Genomic DNA, 18,306 nt, shown 5'->3' with positions numbered 1-18,306 from the left:
TAAAATGCGAAGAAGAATCATATTCGCCGGACTGATTGTTTTATCATCCTATTCTTTTTCCCAGTCTAAACATTGGCAGGAAAACGAAAGAGAACTGCATTATAAAGAAGACAAAGGCGATTTTTTGTTGGTCAACGGAAAATACAGATTCAACCGTGCTTTGTATGGAGACAATCGTGCTTCGCGGGTGGAAGCAGGAGATTTACCGGAATTTGCGTTATATCTTCCCGGAATGGGAGGAAATCTTCAGTTCGTTATTCAGAAAGGAAATTACATTAAAAAATTAATTCAGGCTAATACAATTGAAACGCGCTATCGTCCCGGATCGATGCTTTATACTATTGAAGATCCGATTCTTGGAAATGGAAGCTTAAAATTAACCGTTTTAGCTCAATCAAAAGAAGAAGGTTTGGTTTTAAAAATGGAAATGGAAAATGTTGATCCTTCATCAAAAATTTATGCCGTTTATGGCGGTGCAAGCGGAACGACATTCAGCAGAAATGGAGACATCGGTGCCGATCCGGAATCAGGATTTTATCTGCTTCCGGAATATTGTGAAGGCAACGAGTTTCAAATCAATAAAAACCAGTTTGAGCTTACTTATTTAAACAAGAAAAAAGAAAATCAGCTTATCAACGGAAGTTTTTCAAATGCTAATTCATTACAATTGACAGATGCGAAAACGTTGGAAAATCTCGCTAAGTTTACTCAAAATAAAAACGAAGAATCTCCGATTATTTACGCAGCTTATTCTGCACAGAAAAATCCTGTTTATATTCAAATTAAAAAAGGAAAATCAGAGAAAAACTTTTCAGACGAGCAACTTGCAACAATTTTTAAAGAAGCCGAGCAATCCCGATTAAATTTAATCAATAGAATTCAGCTAAAAACTCCCGATGCAGATTTAAATAATTTCGGAGAAACATTAGCCGTTGCCGCAGACGGAATCTGGGAAAGCCCGACCTTTATGCACGGCGCTGTTGCCTGGAGGATGAGATTAAATGCGTGGCGTGGAGCTTATGCAGCTGATGTTCTCAGTTGGCACGACCGCGCAAAAGAACATTTTGAAAGCTATGCAAATTCTCAGGTTTTGAAGCCGGATTCTGCGCCCGTTGAAATGGATACACTGTTGCATTTGGCAAGACACAAAGAGAAAATGGGAACTTCGGTGTTTTCCAGCGGATATATTTCAAGAAATCCGAATGATAATTCAAAACCGCATCATTATAATATGAATCTGGTGTTTTTTGACCAGATGTTTTCGCATTTCAATTACACCGGAGATAAAGAATTTCTGAAGAAAATGTGGCCAACAATGGTTCGTCACATGAATTGGGAAAAAAGAAATTTCAAACGTGGAGATTTGTACGATGCATATGCTGCAATTTGGGCAAGTGATGCGCTTCAATATTCAGGTGGAAAAGTGACACATACTTCGGCTTATAATTACAGAGCCAATCGTGAAATGGCAAAACTGGCGAAATTGATTGGCGAAGATTCTACTCCTTACGAAAAAGAAGCTGAATCTATTTTAAATGCCATGAAAAGTCAGCTTTGGATTAAAAAGAACGGTTATTTTGCGGAATTTAAAGATGCTTTGGGCAATCAAATTCTTCATGACAAGCCAGGAATCTGGTCAATTTATCATGTTTCGGACGCTTATATTTTGAACGAATTTGAAGATTATCAAAACACGCAGTACATCAGCAATCATATTCCGAAGATTCCCATAACGGTAAAAGGTGAAAAAAATAAAAATTATTATACCCTTTCCACCACCAACTGGCAGCCTTATGATTGGTCGATCAACAATGTAGCTTTGGCAGAAAACCTACAGACGGCTTTAGCCTATTGGCAATCAGGGAGAAGCGAAGATGCCTACCTGCTTTGGAAAGGGAATCTTGCCGAAAGTATGTATTATGGAATCAGTCCGGGAAATTTCGAACAGTTATCGCATTATGATGCTTTTCGTGGCGAATTGTACCGGGATTTTGCTGATCCAATTGGAGTCGCTGCAAGAACTTTAACGGAAGGACTTTTTGGAGTTTACCCAAAATTATTAGAAAATAAAATTAACATAAAACCGGGATTTCCCAGAGACTGGAATTTTGCAGAACTGAAACTTCCGGATTGGGAATTTAAATTTAAAAGAAATTCTAAAAAAACGAATTATTGGTTTAAATCAAACTTTATAAATCCTGTTTCACTTGATTTGTTAATTCCGATAAATTATACTCAGATAAAATCCGTAAAAGTAAATGGTAAAAAAATAAATTGGACAATTCAACCGAATTCTATTTTGCAACCTTTTGTAAAACTGGAAACAGAAAAAGGGAAAGAATTTACCATTGAAATTATCTATTCCGGGGAAGAATTAACCACTGAAAAGACAGATTATCTAAGTTACATTTCTGAAAATATTCAATGGAATTTAGATCCAAAAAAGAAAATCACTCAAATCTACGATCCACAAGAACTGATCAAAAATTCCCCTCCTCTGGAGGGGTGGATTCGACCGAAGGGAGAAGACGGGGTGGTTAACCACAAGTTTGAATTAAATCAACAGGAAAGAAAGGGAACTTTTTTCGTTCAGTTGGAACAAAACGGAACGAAATGGTGGCAGCCTGTAAATGTTGATATTCAATATCCTTTACAAATTAAATGGGTGAATAAAAAGTTACAAATTCAATCCAAATCATTAAATAACATCAATGGAAAATTGAGTATTAATGGTTTAAATAAAACTTTTACAACTCAGAAAAATCAATCTACATCAATTGAAATTCCGACAAATGTTTTAAGCAAAGGAACTAATTCTGTTGAACTTGAATATAATGGAATCAAGCAAAATGTAGAAATAACAGACTGGGAAATTGAAACTCAAGGTGAATTTAATCCTGTTTCGTTACAGTCAAAATATAACGAAAAAGTAACCCAAATTTTTAATCAAAAATATCTTTCACCAAGGCTCAGCGTCCCTACTCTACAGCTTCCATGGCAGGGAATCGGGAATTGGTGTTATCCATTAATCACTGCTCAGATTGACGACAGTGGATTGATGAATAATAGAAAAAACGGTAAAGTTGATTTTCTCGGAATTCCTTTTTTAATTGATAATGCAGATAAAAATATTGTCTTTACCAGCCAGTGGGATAATTTCCCGAAATCGGTTGAAATTCCATTGACAGGAAAAGGAAAAAAAATCTACTTCCTGATGGCAGGTTCTACCAATCCGATGCAGTCGCAGATTATAAATGGGACAATTACGGTTCAATATTCTGATGGTACCCACACAGAATTAGAACTGAAAAACCCTATAAACTGGTGGCCGATTGAACAGGATTTATTTGATGATAATTTTGCTTTTGAAATTCCTGATGATAAAATTCCATACCGGGTAAAATTGAAAACCGGAGAATTATACAAAGGAGGAAGCTTAACCAAATATTCAGGCATCAAAGGATTTACAGACCGTGCTGTAGAAGGTGGTGCTGCAACTGTTCTTGATTTGCCGATTGATCCGAATAAAGAATTAAAATCAATACAATTAACAGCAGTAAGCAACGATGTCGTCATCGGATTGATGAGTGCCACTGTCCTTAAATAAATATAAAATATCAATAGAGACGTTATACATAACAAAAATATCAAGGCTTTAGCCGAAACTTATTTCAAGTTCGACAACGCCTGATTCAATAAAATAAATTAAAAAAATGAAGAAATTAGTCATATATCTAAGTCTTTTTTGCATTGGATTTTCTTCTCTCAATGCTCAAAAAATTGACCGTAAAAAAGTCGTTCAGCGTCATAATATCGTCAACACAAAAGCTGATACTTTATCTTCTTTAACGGTTGGTAACGGAAAATTTGCGTATACGGTCGACATTACCGGAATGCAGTCGTTTCCTGAATATTACAAGAAAGGTGTTTCTCTCGGAACTCAGTCTGAATGGGGTTGGAACAGCTTTCCAAATACTAAAGATTATAAATTTGAGGAAACATTAAAAGCGTACGATTTCAACAATGAAAGACGTAAAGCATTGTACAGTGTTCAATTAAAAGAACCTGAACGAAATAAAGGCGCTGTAGAATATTTTCGTGTGAACCAACACCGTCTGCAACTGGGAAATATTGGTCTGGAATTACTTAAAAAAGACGGCCAGAAAGCAAAAATATCAGATCTTACCAACATTAATCAAAAAATTGATCTTTGGACAGGAATTATCACAAGTGAATTTTCACTAGACGGAATACCTGTAAAAGTCTGGACTGCCTCTTTTCAAAATTCCGATAAAATTGGAGTTAAAATTGAGTCGGATTTGATTTCTCAAAACAGATTAAAGGTTTTTGCACGCTACCCTTCTCCAACAGGACAGTTTCTGGATGATGCTGCTTTTTACGGAAATGAAAATGATCATACAACGAAAATTATTTCATCAAATCAAACTCAGGGATTGATTGAACACCAATTGCAGAGTTCTGATTATTATACTCAATTTTATTTCACAGACGGAAAGCTGCGGGAAGCCGGAAAACATTATTTCCTGTACGAACCTTCTTCTAAAAACAAAACAATTGAATTAAGTGTAGAATTCTCCGATAAAAATACAAAAAGCAGTAAAACATTATTTGCTGATGCCGAAAAAGAAAGCAATGCGGGATGGGAATCTTTCTGGAAAAGTGGTGCTGCTGTAGATTTTGAAGGCAGTACGGATCCAAGAGCAAATGAACTGGAACGCAGAGTTGTGCTGTCAGAATATTTAACAAAAGTTCAGTGTGGAGGAAGCAATCCGCCACAGGAAACAGGTTTAACTTTCAACAGCTGGTACGGAAAACCGCACACAGAAATGCATTGGTGGCATGGCGTTCATTACGCTTTATGGGGAAGACCTGAAATTTTGGAAAAACAACTAGATTATTATTTCAGATCGTTTGACAAAGCAAAAAAACTAGCCGAAAGACAAGGTTACAAAGGCGTTAGATGGATTAAAATGTCTGATAATGATGGAAATGAAAGCCCTTCTTCTGTCGCTGCATTTTTGATCTGGGAACAACCGCATCTTATTTATATGACCGAACTTTTGTACCGTGACAAGCAGGATAAGAAAGTTTTGGAAAAATATAAGGACCTGATTTTTGCAACAGCAGATTTTATGGCAGATTTTGCTACTTATGACAAAGAAAAAAACCGTTATAATCTAGGTAAAGGAGTAATTCCTGCACAGGAAGTTTTCCCTGCAAAAGATACGTATAACCCGACTTATGAAGTGGCCTATTGGGATTGGGCACTGAAAACAGCGCAACAATGGAAAGAAAGATTGGGACAGCCGAGAGATAAGAAATGGGATGACGTGATTTCAAAACTGGCTCCGCTCCCGGTTCAGGATGGTGTTTATCTGTCTACCGAATCGGCAAAAGACTCTTTTACATTTCCAAAATGGATGACCGATCACCCTGCAGTTTTAGGAGCATTAGGAATGGTTCCTGAATCTCCGAAACTGGATAAAAAAATTATGAAAAACACGTTGGACATCGTTTGGGAAAGATGGAATTGGGAGCATACCTGGGGTTGGGATTTTCCGATGACAGCAATGAACGCTGCAAGACTTGGACTTCCAAATAAAGCTCTGGATGCGCTTTTTATGAACATTCAGACGAATACATATCTGAAAAACGGGCATAATTTTCAGGATGGTCGCTTGAGAATTTACCTTCCGGGAAATGGCGGCGTTTTAACAACCGTTGCCATGATGCTCAAAGGTTGGGACAATTCTAAAGGTGAATTTCCGGGTTTCCCTAAAGACGGTTCATGGAAAATAAAAGCGGAAGGTTTCAAGAAAATGCCTTAAAAAATTTCACATTCATATAGTTGAAGTCTGCTGAAAGGCAGACTTTTTTATGCCCTGACTTTAAATTTTTCAAAATCAAACCAAATAAAGACAGATACGTTCAGGTTTAAACAATCACCGAAAGTACAGGACAGTCTACTTATATGTTTATGCTAAATTAGCAGTAAATCGAGATAAAATGGACAAGCCAAGACACTTTACACGCAGAGATTTTTTACAGACTTCAGCCTTTGGGATCACAGCTGCGGTTCTGGGATTGTCATTTGCAGGTTCATCTTCCGACAAACCTTATTTCAGCTTAAAACCAATCGGACGGACCTTTTCATTGGAAAATTATTACATCTGGTGTAATTCTCCAATTTGGGGCGAAGATGGTAAGGTTCATCTTTTCTATTCCAGATGGAAAAAAGAAAAAGGGATGGGCGGCTGGCTCAATGGTTCTGAAATATGCCATGCAGAAGCCGAGTCCCCTTATGGAGAATTCAAGCATAAACAAGTTATTCTCGCTCCCAGAGGTGGCGAATTTTGGGATGCCACCACTTGTCATAATCCTTTAATTACCAAAGTAGAAGACGAATATTATCTTTTTTATATGGGCAACCAAAACGGAAAAACAAATACCAAAAGGATAGGCCTTGCCACTTCAAAAAGTCTTGACGGAGATTGGCAAAGGCCTGAAGTACCTCTGCTTCTTCCCGGGGAAAAAGGCTCATGGGACGACCATTGTACTACCAACCCTGCTTTTATAAAAGGAAATGATGGTAAATTCTGGCTTTTTTATAAATCCTGGAACACTGAAGAATATGAAAATCAAAAAGGTCCGGTGAGAGGAAACCGAAAATATGGACTGGCAAAGGCTGATCACCCTGCAGGTCCTTATGAGAAAATAAAGGAAAATCCTGTCATTGATTTTTCATTGCAGCCGAACAATGCCCAGCTGGAAGATGCCTTTATCTGGAAACAAAACGGAAAATTCCATATAGTGGCCCGTGATATGGGATTTTTTAATCATGAATACGGTTTACATCTAACTTCCAGGAACGGTCTTCAATGGTCCCAACCGAAAATCGCTTATCTTAATATGAAGACTTATATTAAGGAGCCTGTACCACCTAATCATTTAAAACGATTCGGGAGATTAGAACGCCCCATGATTTTAATGGACAAAGACGGTAAGACCCCTAAATTTCTATTCGGAGCCACGCAGGGAGGAAAGTTCGAAACGTCTACCTCTTTTGTCTTTGAAATTATAAACACTAAAATTTAATTCCAAAATCCATTTTTGTGTTTTTTTGCTTTACAGGAAATAAACTTCAGATTAAGTATAATCAAACGGCTTTATTATAGTAAGCTATACTTAAGTTTTTACACCTTTATATACTAAAATTGTATTTTCCCGTTATAATATATACCGGGATAGTCACAATTATAATAAATATGTAAACATTTACAATCATTAAAAGCATATTAAAAAAAGTTATTATAAAATTTTTGTAACTTGCCTTACACCGTTCGTAACCTTTGAATTATTTTTTAAACTGAAATAAATATCTCCTATCTTAATATCATGTCAGAAACATTTGAAATAATAATCAATGAGCATTCCCGAGTTCCTAAATACAAACAGATTGTAGATTCTATCCTTAATGGAATTGACAGTGGGGAGATCAAAATTGGGGAAAAGATTCCTTCTATAAATGAACTCAGCGAATCCTGCTTTCTTTCAAGAGATACTGTAGAAAAAGCTTATAAAGAGCTCCGAAAAAGGCAAATTATAGAATCTGTAAAGGGAAAAGGTTATTATATCTCCCGTATTAATAAAAATGATGTTATCAATATTTTCTTTCTAATCAATAAACCGAGCACTTATAAAATGATGATCTATAATTATTTCGTCAATGCAATCGGTACCAAAGGCAATGTTGAGATGTATATTTATCATTGTGACGAAACACTTTTCATCAATTCCTTAAAAAAGAACCTGGGCGGATTCGATTATTATGTGATCATGCCCCATTTTAGGGATGAACAATCTAAACACACCAGCTCCACACAGCAGGTGTTGGATATGATTGAACAAATCCCAAAAAATAAATTGCTATTGCTGGATAATACCAAGCCTAATATTTCCGGGGAATACGGCTCTATTTTTCAGGATTTCGAACATGATATCTACAACGCTTTAAAAGAAGGTTTAGATAAAATAAAGAAATACGAAAAGATAATTTTAGTGTATCCCGATAAATCCATTCACCCCTATCCTTTCCGTATTGTGCGTGGTTTTGAGAAGTTTTGTAAGGATTTTAAGCTTGATTATGAAATTCTTGACGAAATTTATCCCGACATGGAACTGCAGGATAAGGATATTTTCATCACCATTCGGGAACGTGATCTGGTGAATTTAGTTAAACAAATCAGGCAGAAAAATCTGAAATTGGGTGAAGACATCGGCATTATTTCCTACAACGAAACTCCGCTTAAAGAATTGCTTGGAATTACTGTGATTACTACAGATTTTAAAGCCATGGGAGAATCCGCAGCCTATATGATTTTAAAAAATAAAAAGGAATCTGTAAATAATGTTTTTAAATTTATTCAAAGGGATTCTTTGTAGATTTTTTTTTAAAATTAAAAGCGCAATCGATTGCATTTTAATACCTACAATATAAGCTTACTACTTAAATATTGCTTAATTATGATTAAAAAATTAATTTTTGCCACGGCTTTTTTAATGGCACTTTCTGTATTCGGACAGAAAAAGAATGATAAAGATGCGGTTTCTGATGCTGCTGAAAAATTAAGATCAGCAATGATAAGTGGCGAAAAATCAGCCTTAGAATCTTTGATTTTACCGGAATTAACGTATGGACATTCAGGAGGTCACATAGATGACGCAGCAGAATTTGTCGATAAATTAGTCAGTAAAAAATCAGATTTTGTAACCATTGATATTACCAATCAAACGATCAATATTGTTGACAATACAGCGATTGTTCGCCACCATTTTTATGCAACGACTGCTGATTCTGGAAAAGCTCCAGGTGATGTAACATTAGATGTATTGTTGGTTTGGGCAAAAGTGAAAAACGACTGGAAATTGTTGGCAAGACAGGCTGTAAAATCTGAGAAGAAGAAATAAACTTCTACATTGTAATAAACAAAATTCGCAAGGTTGTCTTTGCGAATTTTTATTTTGCCCTGCTTAGTTTTTTAACGCAAAGTTTTATTTAAGATCCTGAATATTTTAAGTTAGCAAAGAATGGAATCAATAAATTGATTCTTACGAAGCTAGCTTCATCAGCAACTTTGTCGCCTTACTTTGCCTCTTAAAATAATTAATTTTTAAATTAAATCTTTGCATTTAAATATTTGAAACCAGCAACAGAATGATAAGTTTTGGCTAAAGCCAATCAGAATTTTTTACAATGAAAAACGGGCTAAAGCACATTTCTATTGATAAATTTATTCTATAAACTTTAAACTTCGACTTCCATCTTCCATCTTCCATCTTCCATCTTCATATCAAAAATTACTTCACTCTGAAGTTTTGTAAATCCTCCGGTTTTTCGCAGCAAACCTGTTCCATCACCTGTCTGAACTGCATTTTAAGCATTTCAATAATATGATCACCTCCTTTATCGCCTAAGGCACCAACTGCATACATAAATGTTCTTCCCATAAAGGTAAATTCGGCACCGCAGCTCAAAGCGCGGGCAACATCCGGACCAGTTCTTACCCCGCTGTCCATCATTATTTTGATCTGGTTTTTATATTTTTCGCTGATGTCTTTTACTACGGCAATAGTAGATTCGCCGACATCAAGCTGTCTTCCGCCGTGGTTTGAAATAATCATTCCATCAAATCCTAAACGAACTGCTTCTGCAGCATCTTCATCTGATGCAACGCCTTTAATGACTAATTTCCCTTTCCATTTATCACGGATAGCTTTTATCCTGTCTGAATTTAATCTACCGGAAAAAGTGGAATTCATGAACTGTCCCAATTGCTTCACCCCCATATTTTTATCCATGTATTTTTCCATGGTCTTAAAACTTGGAACTCCATGTTTCAGTATTTCCAGACACCATTCCGGTTTTGCCAACGCCTGGGAAACGTTTCTGAAATTCAATTGAGGTGGCATTGCCAAACCATTTCTGATTTCCTTTGCTCTGTATCCGAAAGTCGGAACATCAGATAGCACGCACAACACGTCATATCCTGAAGCTTCGCAACGGTCGAGAATATCATCACGCAGCCATTCTTCTCTCGGATGGTACAATTGATACCAGGCTTTTCCTTCCGTTAATTCAGAAATCCGCTCAAGACTGCTTGTCGTAACTGTACTTAATATAAAAGGAATATTATGTTTGAAGGCTGCTTTTGCTAAAATTTCGGGTGCATTGGGCCACATCAAACCTTGCAAACCAACCGGAGAAATTCCAAAAGGTGCGGAATATTTAACTCCAAACAATTCGGTTTCCATATTGGCTTCCGCATAATTATTATTCAGGTATCGCGGACGAAGCAAAACTTCCCGTAATTCGCTTGTATTCCTGTCCCGGTTGATGTTTTCATTACAACCTCCGTCCAGATATTCAAATGCAAAACGGGGCATTCTTTTTTTTGCCTTTTCAATCAACAATTCAAGCGAAGCATAACGGGTATCAAATGGAAATGACATGATTTATAAATTAAAGATTAACGGTTGAAGCACTTTCATCTGATAATGCTGCTGTAAAAAAGTTTCGTCTATTTTCTTGTTCGAAATCACCATGGAAGCTCCCAATGCAGAACCCAGCGGAGAATGTGTAGACATCACATTATAATGCTGAAAATGGTGAGACATCAGTTTCATAAATACGTCATTATCGGTGAATCCCCCATCGATGTAAATATTTGTAATTTCTGAATTTCCAATGGCATTTGTGATCGTATGAATCTGCAGATCCATCAGTTCGATCATCAATTGATGATAGGCTTCCTCAAAAGTAGCGAAAGATTTTAAATCTGTTTCACTGATCATTTTCCGTTTTAAAATAATTCCTTCAAAGCGAAAATAGATATTTTTATTTTTCATTAAACGCAGATACAAATCCTGATCAAACTGCACTTCCCTGTGGAAACCATATTCTTTTCCGTAATAAGCACATAATTTTTCAACCTGAATTTTATATTCATTTCCCATGAAAAAACGGGATGCTTTTACGCGTTTTCCATCGATGCGCATATAATTCAGGCAATTGTTTTCTATATCTTCATCGGTAAGACTTTCATCATTAAATGGATTTAACGAAATACTCCAGGTTCCTGTTGAAACTAATAAAAAAGGTTCTTTTTTGCTTAAAATATAAGGTAATAACGCTGAAGAACTGTCGTGAATTCCAACACCGATTTTAATTTTTTTATTTCGGTAAGAAGTATTGATGCTCGCAGAAGTCGGTACAATTGGCGGCAATAAAGCATCTATTTCTTCCTCATACACCCAGTCGTGGTAATCTGCTTTGTCGTAATCCCACAAATTCGTGTGGCAGCCTATTGAAGTAAATTCTGACACACAAATCCCGGTAAACAAATATGATAAATACTGAGGTAAATGAAGACTGTAACGGATTTTTCTGAATATTTCCGGATGCTTATATTTCAACCAGAATAATTGCAGACCAGAGTTCAGCATTCCTGCTTGAGGTGATGCTGTTTCGCGGGCAATTTTCAGTTTGCTTCCATGCTTTTCATAAAATAGATCAAGAATTTCATCATCCATCGGCTTGGTGTAGTTGTACAAAGGTGTCAGAACATTTCCTTTCTGATCCAGATGCACAAAACTGGCTCCGTAAGTGGAAAAATTGATGGCTTTTACTTCGTATTTTTCATTGTCAAGAATGGCATTAAAATTATCTTTTATCCAGTTTTGCATGGCTGCAAGATCTTCTGTAGGATAACCATCTTCATCAGTTGTAAGGGGCAATTCTGTATATTCACGAACAACTTCTTTATAATTTTTATCAAATAAAAAGAACTTTTTATTGGTTTTTCCAATATCAAATACTATGGTTACTTTTTTTTTGGACATTCTTGTGATGAATTTATTTTTTGTCATTGCGAACAGACTGAAGGTCTGCGAACGTAGTTCATAAGCGACGAAGCCATCTCTTTATTTTTTAAACGCAAAGTACGCAAAGATTTTTTTGACTACCATACTTTTCAAGTTCGCAAAAGCGTTTAACTCAGCAAAGTAATACAACTATAATTTATAATTAAACTTTCATTTAAATATTATTTTTCAACCATTAAGGAGTGTTCAGATTGTAAGATGCAACAAGAAAAAATCCACTTATTTCTTAAAGCAGCAATGCCTAAAATCCTACTCATCTAAACACTTTCAACCTTAATGATAAAAATATAAGGATACATATAATAAAAACTTTCGATTGCACTCAAAAGTTGAAATTATCAATTTTAAAACAGGGTTTTATAATCCGGTTGCTTTGGTTTCCAGGCCTCTTTCGGTAATTAAATTTTCTCTTACCTTTAAGCTTCTGTAAGCTGCGATTGGATCTAAAGCCGCTCCTGTCTGCAATCTTGCTGCTCTTAGTAACGGACGAACATCTGTTCTGTAGGCATTCTGCAAAATATCCTGCGCTGCAACGACATCGTTGTTTAATTGCGCCATTTTTAATGCTTTTTGGTCAACCAAAAGTGCCTGAGCATAAGCAATTAAAATAGCTTCCAGAGACTGTAATAGGTCTTCCAGCGGATCTTTGATGTTGTGGCTTGCATCGATCATCCAGGCTGGATAAGGATTGTTTGGATTGTTTTCCATCCCGTACACCAACTCATTAAAAATCAAGAATAAAGCATAAGGTTTAATAGAACCCACCGTTAAATCATCATCTCCATATTTGCTGTCGTTGAAGTGGAATCCACCCAATTTTCCTTTGTACATTAAGGTGGCAACAATTTGCTCAATATTGGTATTTGGTAAATGATGACCTAAATCTACCAACGTGTAAGCTCTTTCTCCACAAGCATTGGCCAGCATAAACGATGTTCCCCAATCCTGGATGGTTGTTGAATAGAAATTGGGTTCATAAGGTTTATATTCAATGAAAAGCTTCCAGTCTTCAGGCATTCCTGCGTAGATTTCTTGTAAGCTTTTTTCAGTATTTGACAACGCGGTCTGGAAATTCAATTGCCCTGGAAAACTTGCTCCGTCCGCCAACCAAACGGTTAAGCTTTTTGAGCCTAATTCTTTTCCGATTCTGATCACTTCTTTGTTGTGTTCTACGGCATAAGCTCTTGAATCTTCATTAACAGCGTTCAAAGAACCGAATTTGTACGAATGTTTTGCTCCGGCCTGATCCTGGAATGTGTTTGAATTCATGGCATCAAAAACTAATCCGTGAGACGCAGCTTTTTCTTTAATCGCTTTTACATCACCCGGAATATCCCAAGGAATATGTAAAGAAACAGCTCCCGCAGAATGTGTTAGTGCATGAATTAAGCCTACATCTTCTAATTTTTGTTCCAAAGAAGAAGGTTCGCCGCCGTAAGAAAATCTTCCGAAACGGGTTCCTCCCGCTCCTAAAGCCCAGCTCGGAATGGCTACCTGGAAATCAGCAATTTTGTTGACAATTTCAGCAACATTGGCTCCTGATTTTGTTAGTTTATTTTGTAGAAAATCGAAATCTGTTGTAAAGTTTTCAATTTCGCTTTTATTGTATTGTTCAATGATATCTTTTCCTATAATCATGATTTGATTTTTAAATATTAAATTGAATTTTTATTTTAAACCATTAAGATTTATTAAGCTTTTAAGGATGATTAAGAGAAATAAATTTCTTAAGAGTCAGACTTAAATTTGCTTGCAAATTCTTAATCTTCTTAATTCCTAAATTATTCTTAATGGTTTAATAATTCATTCGGATTAAATCAGCAATTTAATAATTATCTATTTTAAAATTTTATCTTGGAAATGCGTTGGCCATTCCTCCGTCTACATTGATGATGTTTCCTGTTGTTTTATCTAAAATTGCTACACAGGCGAAAACGCCGTTCGCAATGTCTTCAGGAAGGATAATTTCATTTAATAAATTTCTTTTTGCGTAAAATGCTGGGAGTTCTTCAACAGAAATTCCGTTTGCTTTTGCACGGCCTTCTGCCCAGGCTCCTTCCCAGATTTTGCTTCCAACGATCACTCCGTCAGGATTTACTACATTAACACGGATTTTATCAGATGCCAATTCAGCGGCCAATAATCTTGTCATGTGCTGTTGAGCTGCTTTTGCAGTTCCATAAGCAACATTGTTTGGTCCGGCAACCAAGCCGTTTTTACTGGCTATATTTACGATATCTCCGCCTAAATTTTGCTTTTTCATGATCTCCACTCCATTTTTCGCGATCAAAAACTGACCTTTTACCAAAACATCCTCTAATAAATCCCAGTCTTTTGTTGTGGTGTCTTCCAATGATTTAGAAATTGCCAAACCCGCAGAATGAACCAGAATATCTACTCCACCAAACGCTAAAACAGTTTCTTTAAAAGCATTCGCAATGGCGTCTTCATTGGTCACGTCACAAGTAACGGCTACCGCCTGATCTTTGCTGTATTTTTTTGTAACAGTATCTAAAGCTTCCTGATTTAAATCTGTAAAAACAACAACTGCCCCTTCCTGAACCATTTTGTCAGCAATGGCCTGTCCGATTCCACCTCCTGCGCCGGTTACGATCGCAATTTTCCTTGAAAGCGGTTTTTCTTTCGGCATTCTCTGCAGCTTTGCTTCTTCAAGCAGCCAATATTCGATATCAAATGCTTCCTGTCTTGGCAAAGATGTATATTCCGAAATGGCTTCTGCTCCACGCATTACGTTGATTGCATTGACATAAAATTCACTTGCAACACGCGTTGTCTGCTTATCTTTTGAAAAACTGAACATTCCCACTCCCGGATAAATGATGATCACAGGATTCGGATCACGCATTGCTGGGCTGTTTGAATGTTTACAAGTTTCGTAATATTCTTTGTATTCTTGTCTGTATTGTTCGAAAAGAGGATTTAATTTATCTAAAATAGCTTTAGAATCGCTTAAATCTTCATTTTTATCTAAAGTTAAAACCAAAGGTTGAATCTTAGTTCTTAAAAAGTGATCCGGACAAGAAGTTCCTAATGGCGCTAAACGCTCCAGATCATTGCTGTTGATGTATTCCATCACAACATCGCTATCGGTAAAATGACCGACCATTCTGCTTTCAGAAGATGCTAACCCTCTCAACAAAGGCATCAATTGAGCCGCTTTGTTTTTACGTTCTTCAGCAGGAAGAGATTCTACTTTTTGTCCTCCGAAAACCTGTCCGTTTTCTTCGATTTTTTTTGCGATATATTCAGAGGCTGTTTCGATAACTTCCAAACTGTTGATGTAACATTCGTAAGAAGTATCTCCCCAGGTGAATAGTCCGTGGCTTCCTAAAACAATTCCTCTGATTCCAGGATTATCGTTTAAACATTTTTCCAATTGTAATCCTAAATCAAAGCCCGGACGCTGCCAGGGAACCCAACCCATTGTGTCGCCCCAGATTTCTTTGGTAATTTTTTCACTGTCTTTTGCCGCAGCTACCGCAATTAAGGCATCGGGATGAAGATGATCGATATGTTTGAATGGAAGTAAACCATGTAGAGGCGTATCAATAGAAGGCGCTTTGCTGTCCAGATCAAAAATACAGTGATTGAATAAGCCTACCATTCTGTCTTCATCTGCTAAGCCTTGGTACACATTTTTCAGGTTTCTTAATCTTTGTGTGTATAATCCGGCAATTCCTTTTCTTGTCAGAGTTCCGATGTCGCCACCTGAACCTTTTACCCACATCACCTCAACTTCTTCGTTGGTTAGCGGATCTTTTTCGATGGTTTTGCAACTTGTATTACCTCCTCCATAATTGGTAATTCTTAAATCTGCCCCTAATATATTTGAGCGGTATAGAAATAAGGCCACCTGGTCATTTCCTAAAGATGCCGCTTTGTTTTCGTCCCATAAATAGTCTACGTATTTGAATGTTTTAACTTTTTCCATTTGTTTACTTATATTTCTGAATTTCTATCCAAAATTAGACTGTAATATCTTTTACAGCATCCCGTACTATACTGGTAAATACTGTATTTAAAGATAAATTAACGTTTAAGTATAATTATCTTATATCAATCTGATTCAGATTATTTTGATTAATAATTTTGTGCTAATAGTTGTTTTTATTTTAAACATTAAGAAATTTAAAAGGTTCAGATTTATTAAGGAACATCCAAGATGTTTTTGAAGCATACTATTTTAGCTTAACCTTTAAATCATATCTATTAAATTTCTTAATGGTAAATTTTATTTGAATTAATATCCGGGTAATTGACTCAGATTTGGGTTATCTACTAACGGATGACCTGCAGACTGCGCAGCAAAAGGCAACAATTCTGTTTTATTCGGTACGAATCCATAGAAAAGACCGTCTCCTCCCCCTTCTATCCAATTCGGATATGTTCCTCCGTTTTCTGCTGAACCTGTTGGCTTGGTATAGATGATACTGCCGATCTGAAGCTGGCCTGCAGCACCTCCTAAAAATCCGGCTGTCTTTTTCGCATTGCTGTTAAATGTACTGTTGTAAGCCTGGAACATATTCGTAGGATACCATTTATCATCTATTGCTGTGGCTTGCCCGTGTGCTGCTACAATAGCTCTTAATGCAATCTGATAATTGTCGAAATCTGCAGAACCCGTTGGAACATTAGTAATGACTGCAATTTCTGCGGGGCTCGTTATATCAATATATTTTAATGCCAAAAACGGATCACCATAGATCTGTGCATTTTTTTCGAGTTTATAGAGTCGGTAAACAGGTGTATTTGCATAGGCTCCCGTTTTGTTTGACAAGTTTTTCATCGCCTGTTTTGTTGCCTCAATTTCGCTTGCCAAACGATTCATTCTGATCAAATCTGTACGAAGGTTAAACTCTCCCGCAAATTCCCATTTACGCTCCTGAACAATAGCGGCTTCAAATGCCTGCTGGCCGGAAGGAACCGGTACACTTCCGATTCCGGCACGGTTTCTTACCTGCATAAAAGCAGAAGTTCCCGCAGCAGTAGGGCCTCCGTTTAAGTAATTTTGAGTTTCTGCATACATTAATAAAACATCTGCATATCTTAAAACAGGAATATTTAAATTTCGTGCATCTGCCGCCTGAGGCGCAATACACCATCCCATCCTGAATTTACCTGACAGGATGCAGGAATAGGTAGTTCCGGCATTCACCCAGGTATCACCTGCATTACCATTATTTAAGAAATAGACACTGTAAGAAGTACAAGAAACGTCTCTACGGCTATCTCCCTGATTAAAAGATAAATAATAACTTGGAAGAATGAATTGTAATGTCTTTCTTGATCCATATGCTCCTCCACGGGAACCTTCATTGGCGTACACTCCAAAAGCTGAGTTTGTATTTGCTCCGTATTCAGCAACCTGCCAAAGGATTTCTGAGTTTGTCACTGAAAATTTTCTCTGGCAGAAATTGAACCATAACGCTTCGAAACCACTTTTGCCGCCCTGAGCCTGTACCAAAGAGTTTGTTCCTCCGTTAATAATAGCAGCACACGCATTATCCGCAATCTGGTATAACTGCTGAATCCTGCTGTTATCACTGCGACGCGACATCATCGCCCCACTTCCGGTATTCAGGTCCCAACGAAGGGAATACCCTGCGGCATAGAGAGCGATTCTCGCCAATAAGGCATTAGCTCCCTGCTTTGTTAAACGCTCTGTTGTTGCATAGCCACTTTGACCAAAATTTGGAATGTTACCTACAGATTCCTGAAGATCAGCGATGATGCGATCGTAAATTTCGTCTCTTGAAGTACGTTTTGGATATAATGTATTCGGATCATTAGGATCCATCTCATCCAGAGGTTTAAAAACGGAAGGAACATCTCCGTACACCCGAATTAAATTATAATAACAAAATGCACGAATAGCCTTAACCTCAGCCAGTAAAGCATCACGTTTTGTGCTGGCTTCCATTTTGCTTAACCCGCTCACGGCAATATTTGTTCTTTCAATAACGGCATACATCGCAGCGTAAATTCCTGTTACCGTATTCGGAGTATAGGCATCATACTTGTAGTTGGCAATATTATACTTGGAATTATTGGTAGAGCCATCTTCTGAAGAGTGGGTTACGGTGTCTCCCGCTCCCAGCTGATAATACATTTCAGTTGGAACTATACCTCTGTAACAACCCAGAACAAACATCTCTGCAGTATCTATATTCTTAAATACAGATTCTGTATCCAATGAATTGTAGGCCGGCTGATCCAGAAAATCGTCACTGCATGAATTCATCGCTAAAACGGCGACGAAAATTGAGGGAAGAATGACCAGTTTTCTTAGCAATACGGGAGTTTTATGTATATTTTTCATGATTT

General features: G+C 37.0%; 10 protein-coding genes. 5 read left to right on the top strand and 5 right to left on the bottom strand.

The features are described from left to right. The first annotated feature begins 4 nt into the window (after positions 1–4). The 5 genes from LQV47_RS15395 (at position 5) to LQV47_RS15375 (ending at position 8,988) form a co-directional block, all read left to right on the top strand. Complete coding sequence (locus LQV47_RS15395) at positions 5–3,607, top strand: DUF4450 domain-containing protein (protein ID WP_230038368.1); 3,603 nt, start codon at positions 5–7, stop codon at positions 3,605–3,607. A gap of 106 nt (positions 3,608–3,713) precedes the next feature. After that, positions 3,714–5,849: a hypothetical protein gene (locus LQV47_RS15390; RefSeq protein ID WP_230038366.1), complete on the top strand. Its 2,136-nt coding sequence runs from the start codon at positions 3,714–3,716 to the stop codon at positions 5,847–5,849. A 178-nt stretch (positions 5,850–6,027) separates the two neighbouring features. Further along, positions 6,028–7,116, top strand: a complete 1,089-nt coding sequence (locus LQV47_RS15385; RefSeq protein WP_230038364.1) for a glycoside hydrolase family protein — start codon at positions 6,028–6,030, stop codon at positions 7,114–7,116. A 300-nt stretch (positions 7,117–7,416) separates the two neighbouring features. Next, complete coding sequence (locus LQV47_RS15380) at positions 7,417–8,463, top strand: GntR family transcriptional regulator (RefSeq protein WP_230038362.1); 1,047 nt, start codon at positions 7,417–7,419, stop codon at positions 8,461–8,463. Between the two features lie 81 nt (positions 8,464–8,544). After that, positions 8,545–8,988, top strand: coding sequence for a nuclear transport factor 2 family protein (locus tag LQV47_RS15375; RefSeq protein WP_230038360.1), 444 nt, complete (start codon positions 8,545–8,547; stop codon positions 8,986–8,988). A gap of 390 nt (positions 8,989–9,378) precedes the next feature. Here LQV47_RS15375 and LQV47_RS15370 read toward each other — a convergent pair whose 3' ends face one another. From LQV47_RS15370 to LQV47_RS15350, 5 genes are all read right to left on the bottom strand, one after another. Then, complete coding sequence (locus LQV47_RS15370) at positions 9,379–10,530, bottom strand: alpha-hydroxy acid oxidase (RefSeq protein ID WP_230038358.1); 1,152 nt, start codon at positions 10,528–10,530, stop codon at positions 9,379–9,381. A gap of 3 nt (positions 10,531–10,533) precedes the next feature. Beyond that, positions 10,534–11,946 carry an FGGY family carbohydrate kinase gene (locus LQV47_RS15365; protein WP_230038356.1) on the bottom strand — a complete coding sequence of 471 codons (1,413 nt, stop codon included), beginning with the start codon at positions 11,944–11,946 and terminating at the stop codon, positions 10,534–10,536. Positions 11,947–12,318: 372 nt separating this feature from the next. Then, a complete protein-coding gene (locus tag LQV47_RS15360) occupies positions 12,319–13,599 on the bottom strand; it encodes a sugar isomerase (protein ID WP_230038354.1) in 1,281 nt (426 codons plus the stop codon). A 211-nt stretch (positions 13,600–13,810) separates the two neighbouring features. Further along, on the bottom strand, positions 13,811–15,913 hold the full coding sequence (locus LQV47_RS15355) for a bifunctional aldolase/short-chain dehydrogenase (protein WP_230038352.1): 2,103 nt from the start codon (positions 15,911–15,913) through the stop codon (positions 13,811–13,813). A 309-nt stretch (positions 15,914–16,222) separates the two neighbouring features. After that, positions 16,223–18,301: a RagB/SusD family nutrient uptake outer membrane protein gene (locus tag LQV47_RS15350; RefSeq protein WP_230038351.1), complete on the bottom strand. Its 2,079-nt coding sequence runs from the start codon at positions 18,299–18,301 to the stop codon at positions 16,223–16,225. Between the last annotated feature and the right edge of the window lie 5 nt (positions 18,302–18,306).

The organism is Chryseobacterium sp. Bi04 (genome assembly GCF_918698085.1).
Classification (GTDB): domain Bacteria; phylum Bacteroidota; class Bacteroidia; order Flavobacteriales; family Weeksellaceae; genus Chryseobacterium.
The sequence above is the reverse complement of the archived record's forward strand: the minus strand, read 5'-3'. Positions and strand labels throughout refer to the sequence as shown.

What these genes read in the sequence shown, in the direction of transcription:
- LQV47_RS15380 (WP_230038362.1), top strand. Translation starts at nt 7,417, where the DNA reads ATGTCAGAAACATTTGAAATAATAATCAATGAGCATTCCCGAGTTCCT.
- LQV47_RS15370 (WP_230038358.1), bottom strand. Translation starts at nt 10,530, where the DNA reads ATGTCATTTCCATTTGATACCCGTTATGCTTCGCTTGAATTGTTGATT.
- LQV47_RS15390 (WP_230038366.1), top strand. Translation starts at nt 3,714, where the DNA reads ATGAAGAAATTAGTCATATATCTAAGTCTTTTTTGCATTGGATTTTCT.
- LQV47_RS15365 (WP_230038356.1), bottom strand. Translation starts at nt 11,946, where the DNA reads ATGACAAAAAATAAATTCATCACAAGAATGTCCAAAAAAAAAGTAACC.
- LQV47_RS15385 (WP_230038364.1), top strand. Translation starts at nt 6,028, where the DNA reads ATGGACAAGCCAAGACACTTTACACGCAGAGATTTTTTACAGACTTCA.
- LQV47_RS15350 (WP_230038351.1), bottom strand. Translation starts at nt 18,301, where the DNA reads ATGAAAAATATACATAAAACTCCCGTATTGCTAAGAAAACTGGTCATT.
- LQV47_RS15355 (WP_230038352.1), bottom strand. Translation starts at nt 15,913, where the DNA reads ATGGAAAAAGTTAAAACATTCAAATACGTAGACTATTTATGGGACGAA.
- LQV47_RS15375 (WP_230038360.1), top strand. Translation starts at nt 8,545, where the DNA reads ATGATTAAAAAATTAATTTTTGCCACGGCTTTTTTAATGGCACTTTCT.
- LQV47_RS15395 (WP_230038368.1), top strand. Translation starts at nt 5, where the DNA reads ATGCGAAGAAGAATCATATTCGCCGGACTGATTGTTTTATCATCCTAT.
- LQV47_RS15360 (WP_230038354.1), bottom strand. Translation starts at nt 13,599, where the DNA reads ATGATTATAGGAAAAGATATCATTGAACAATACAATAAAAGCGAAATT.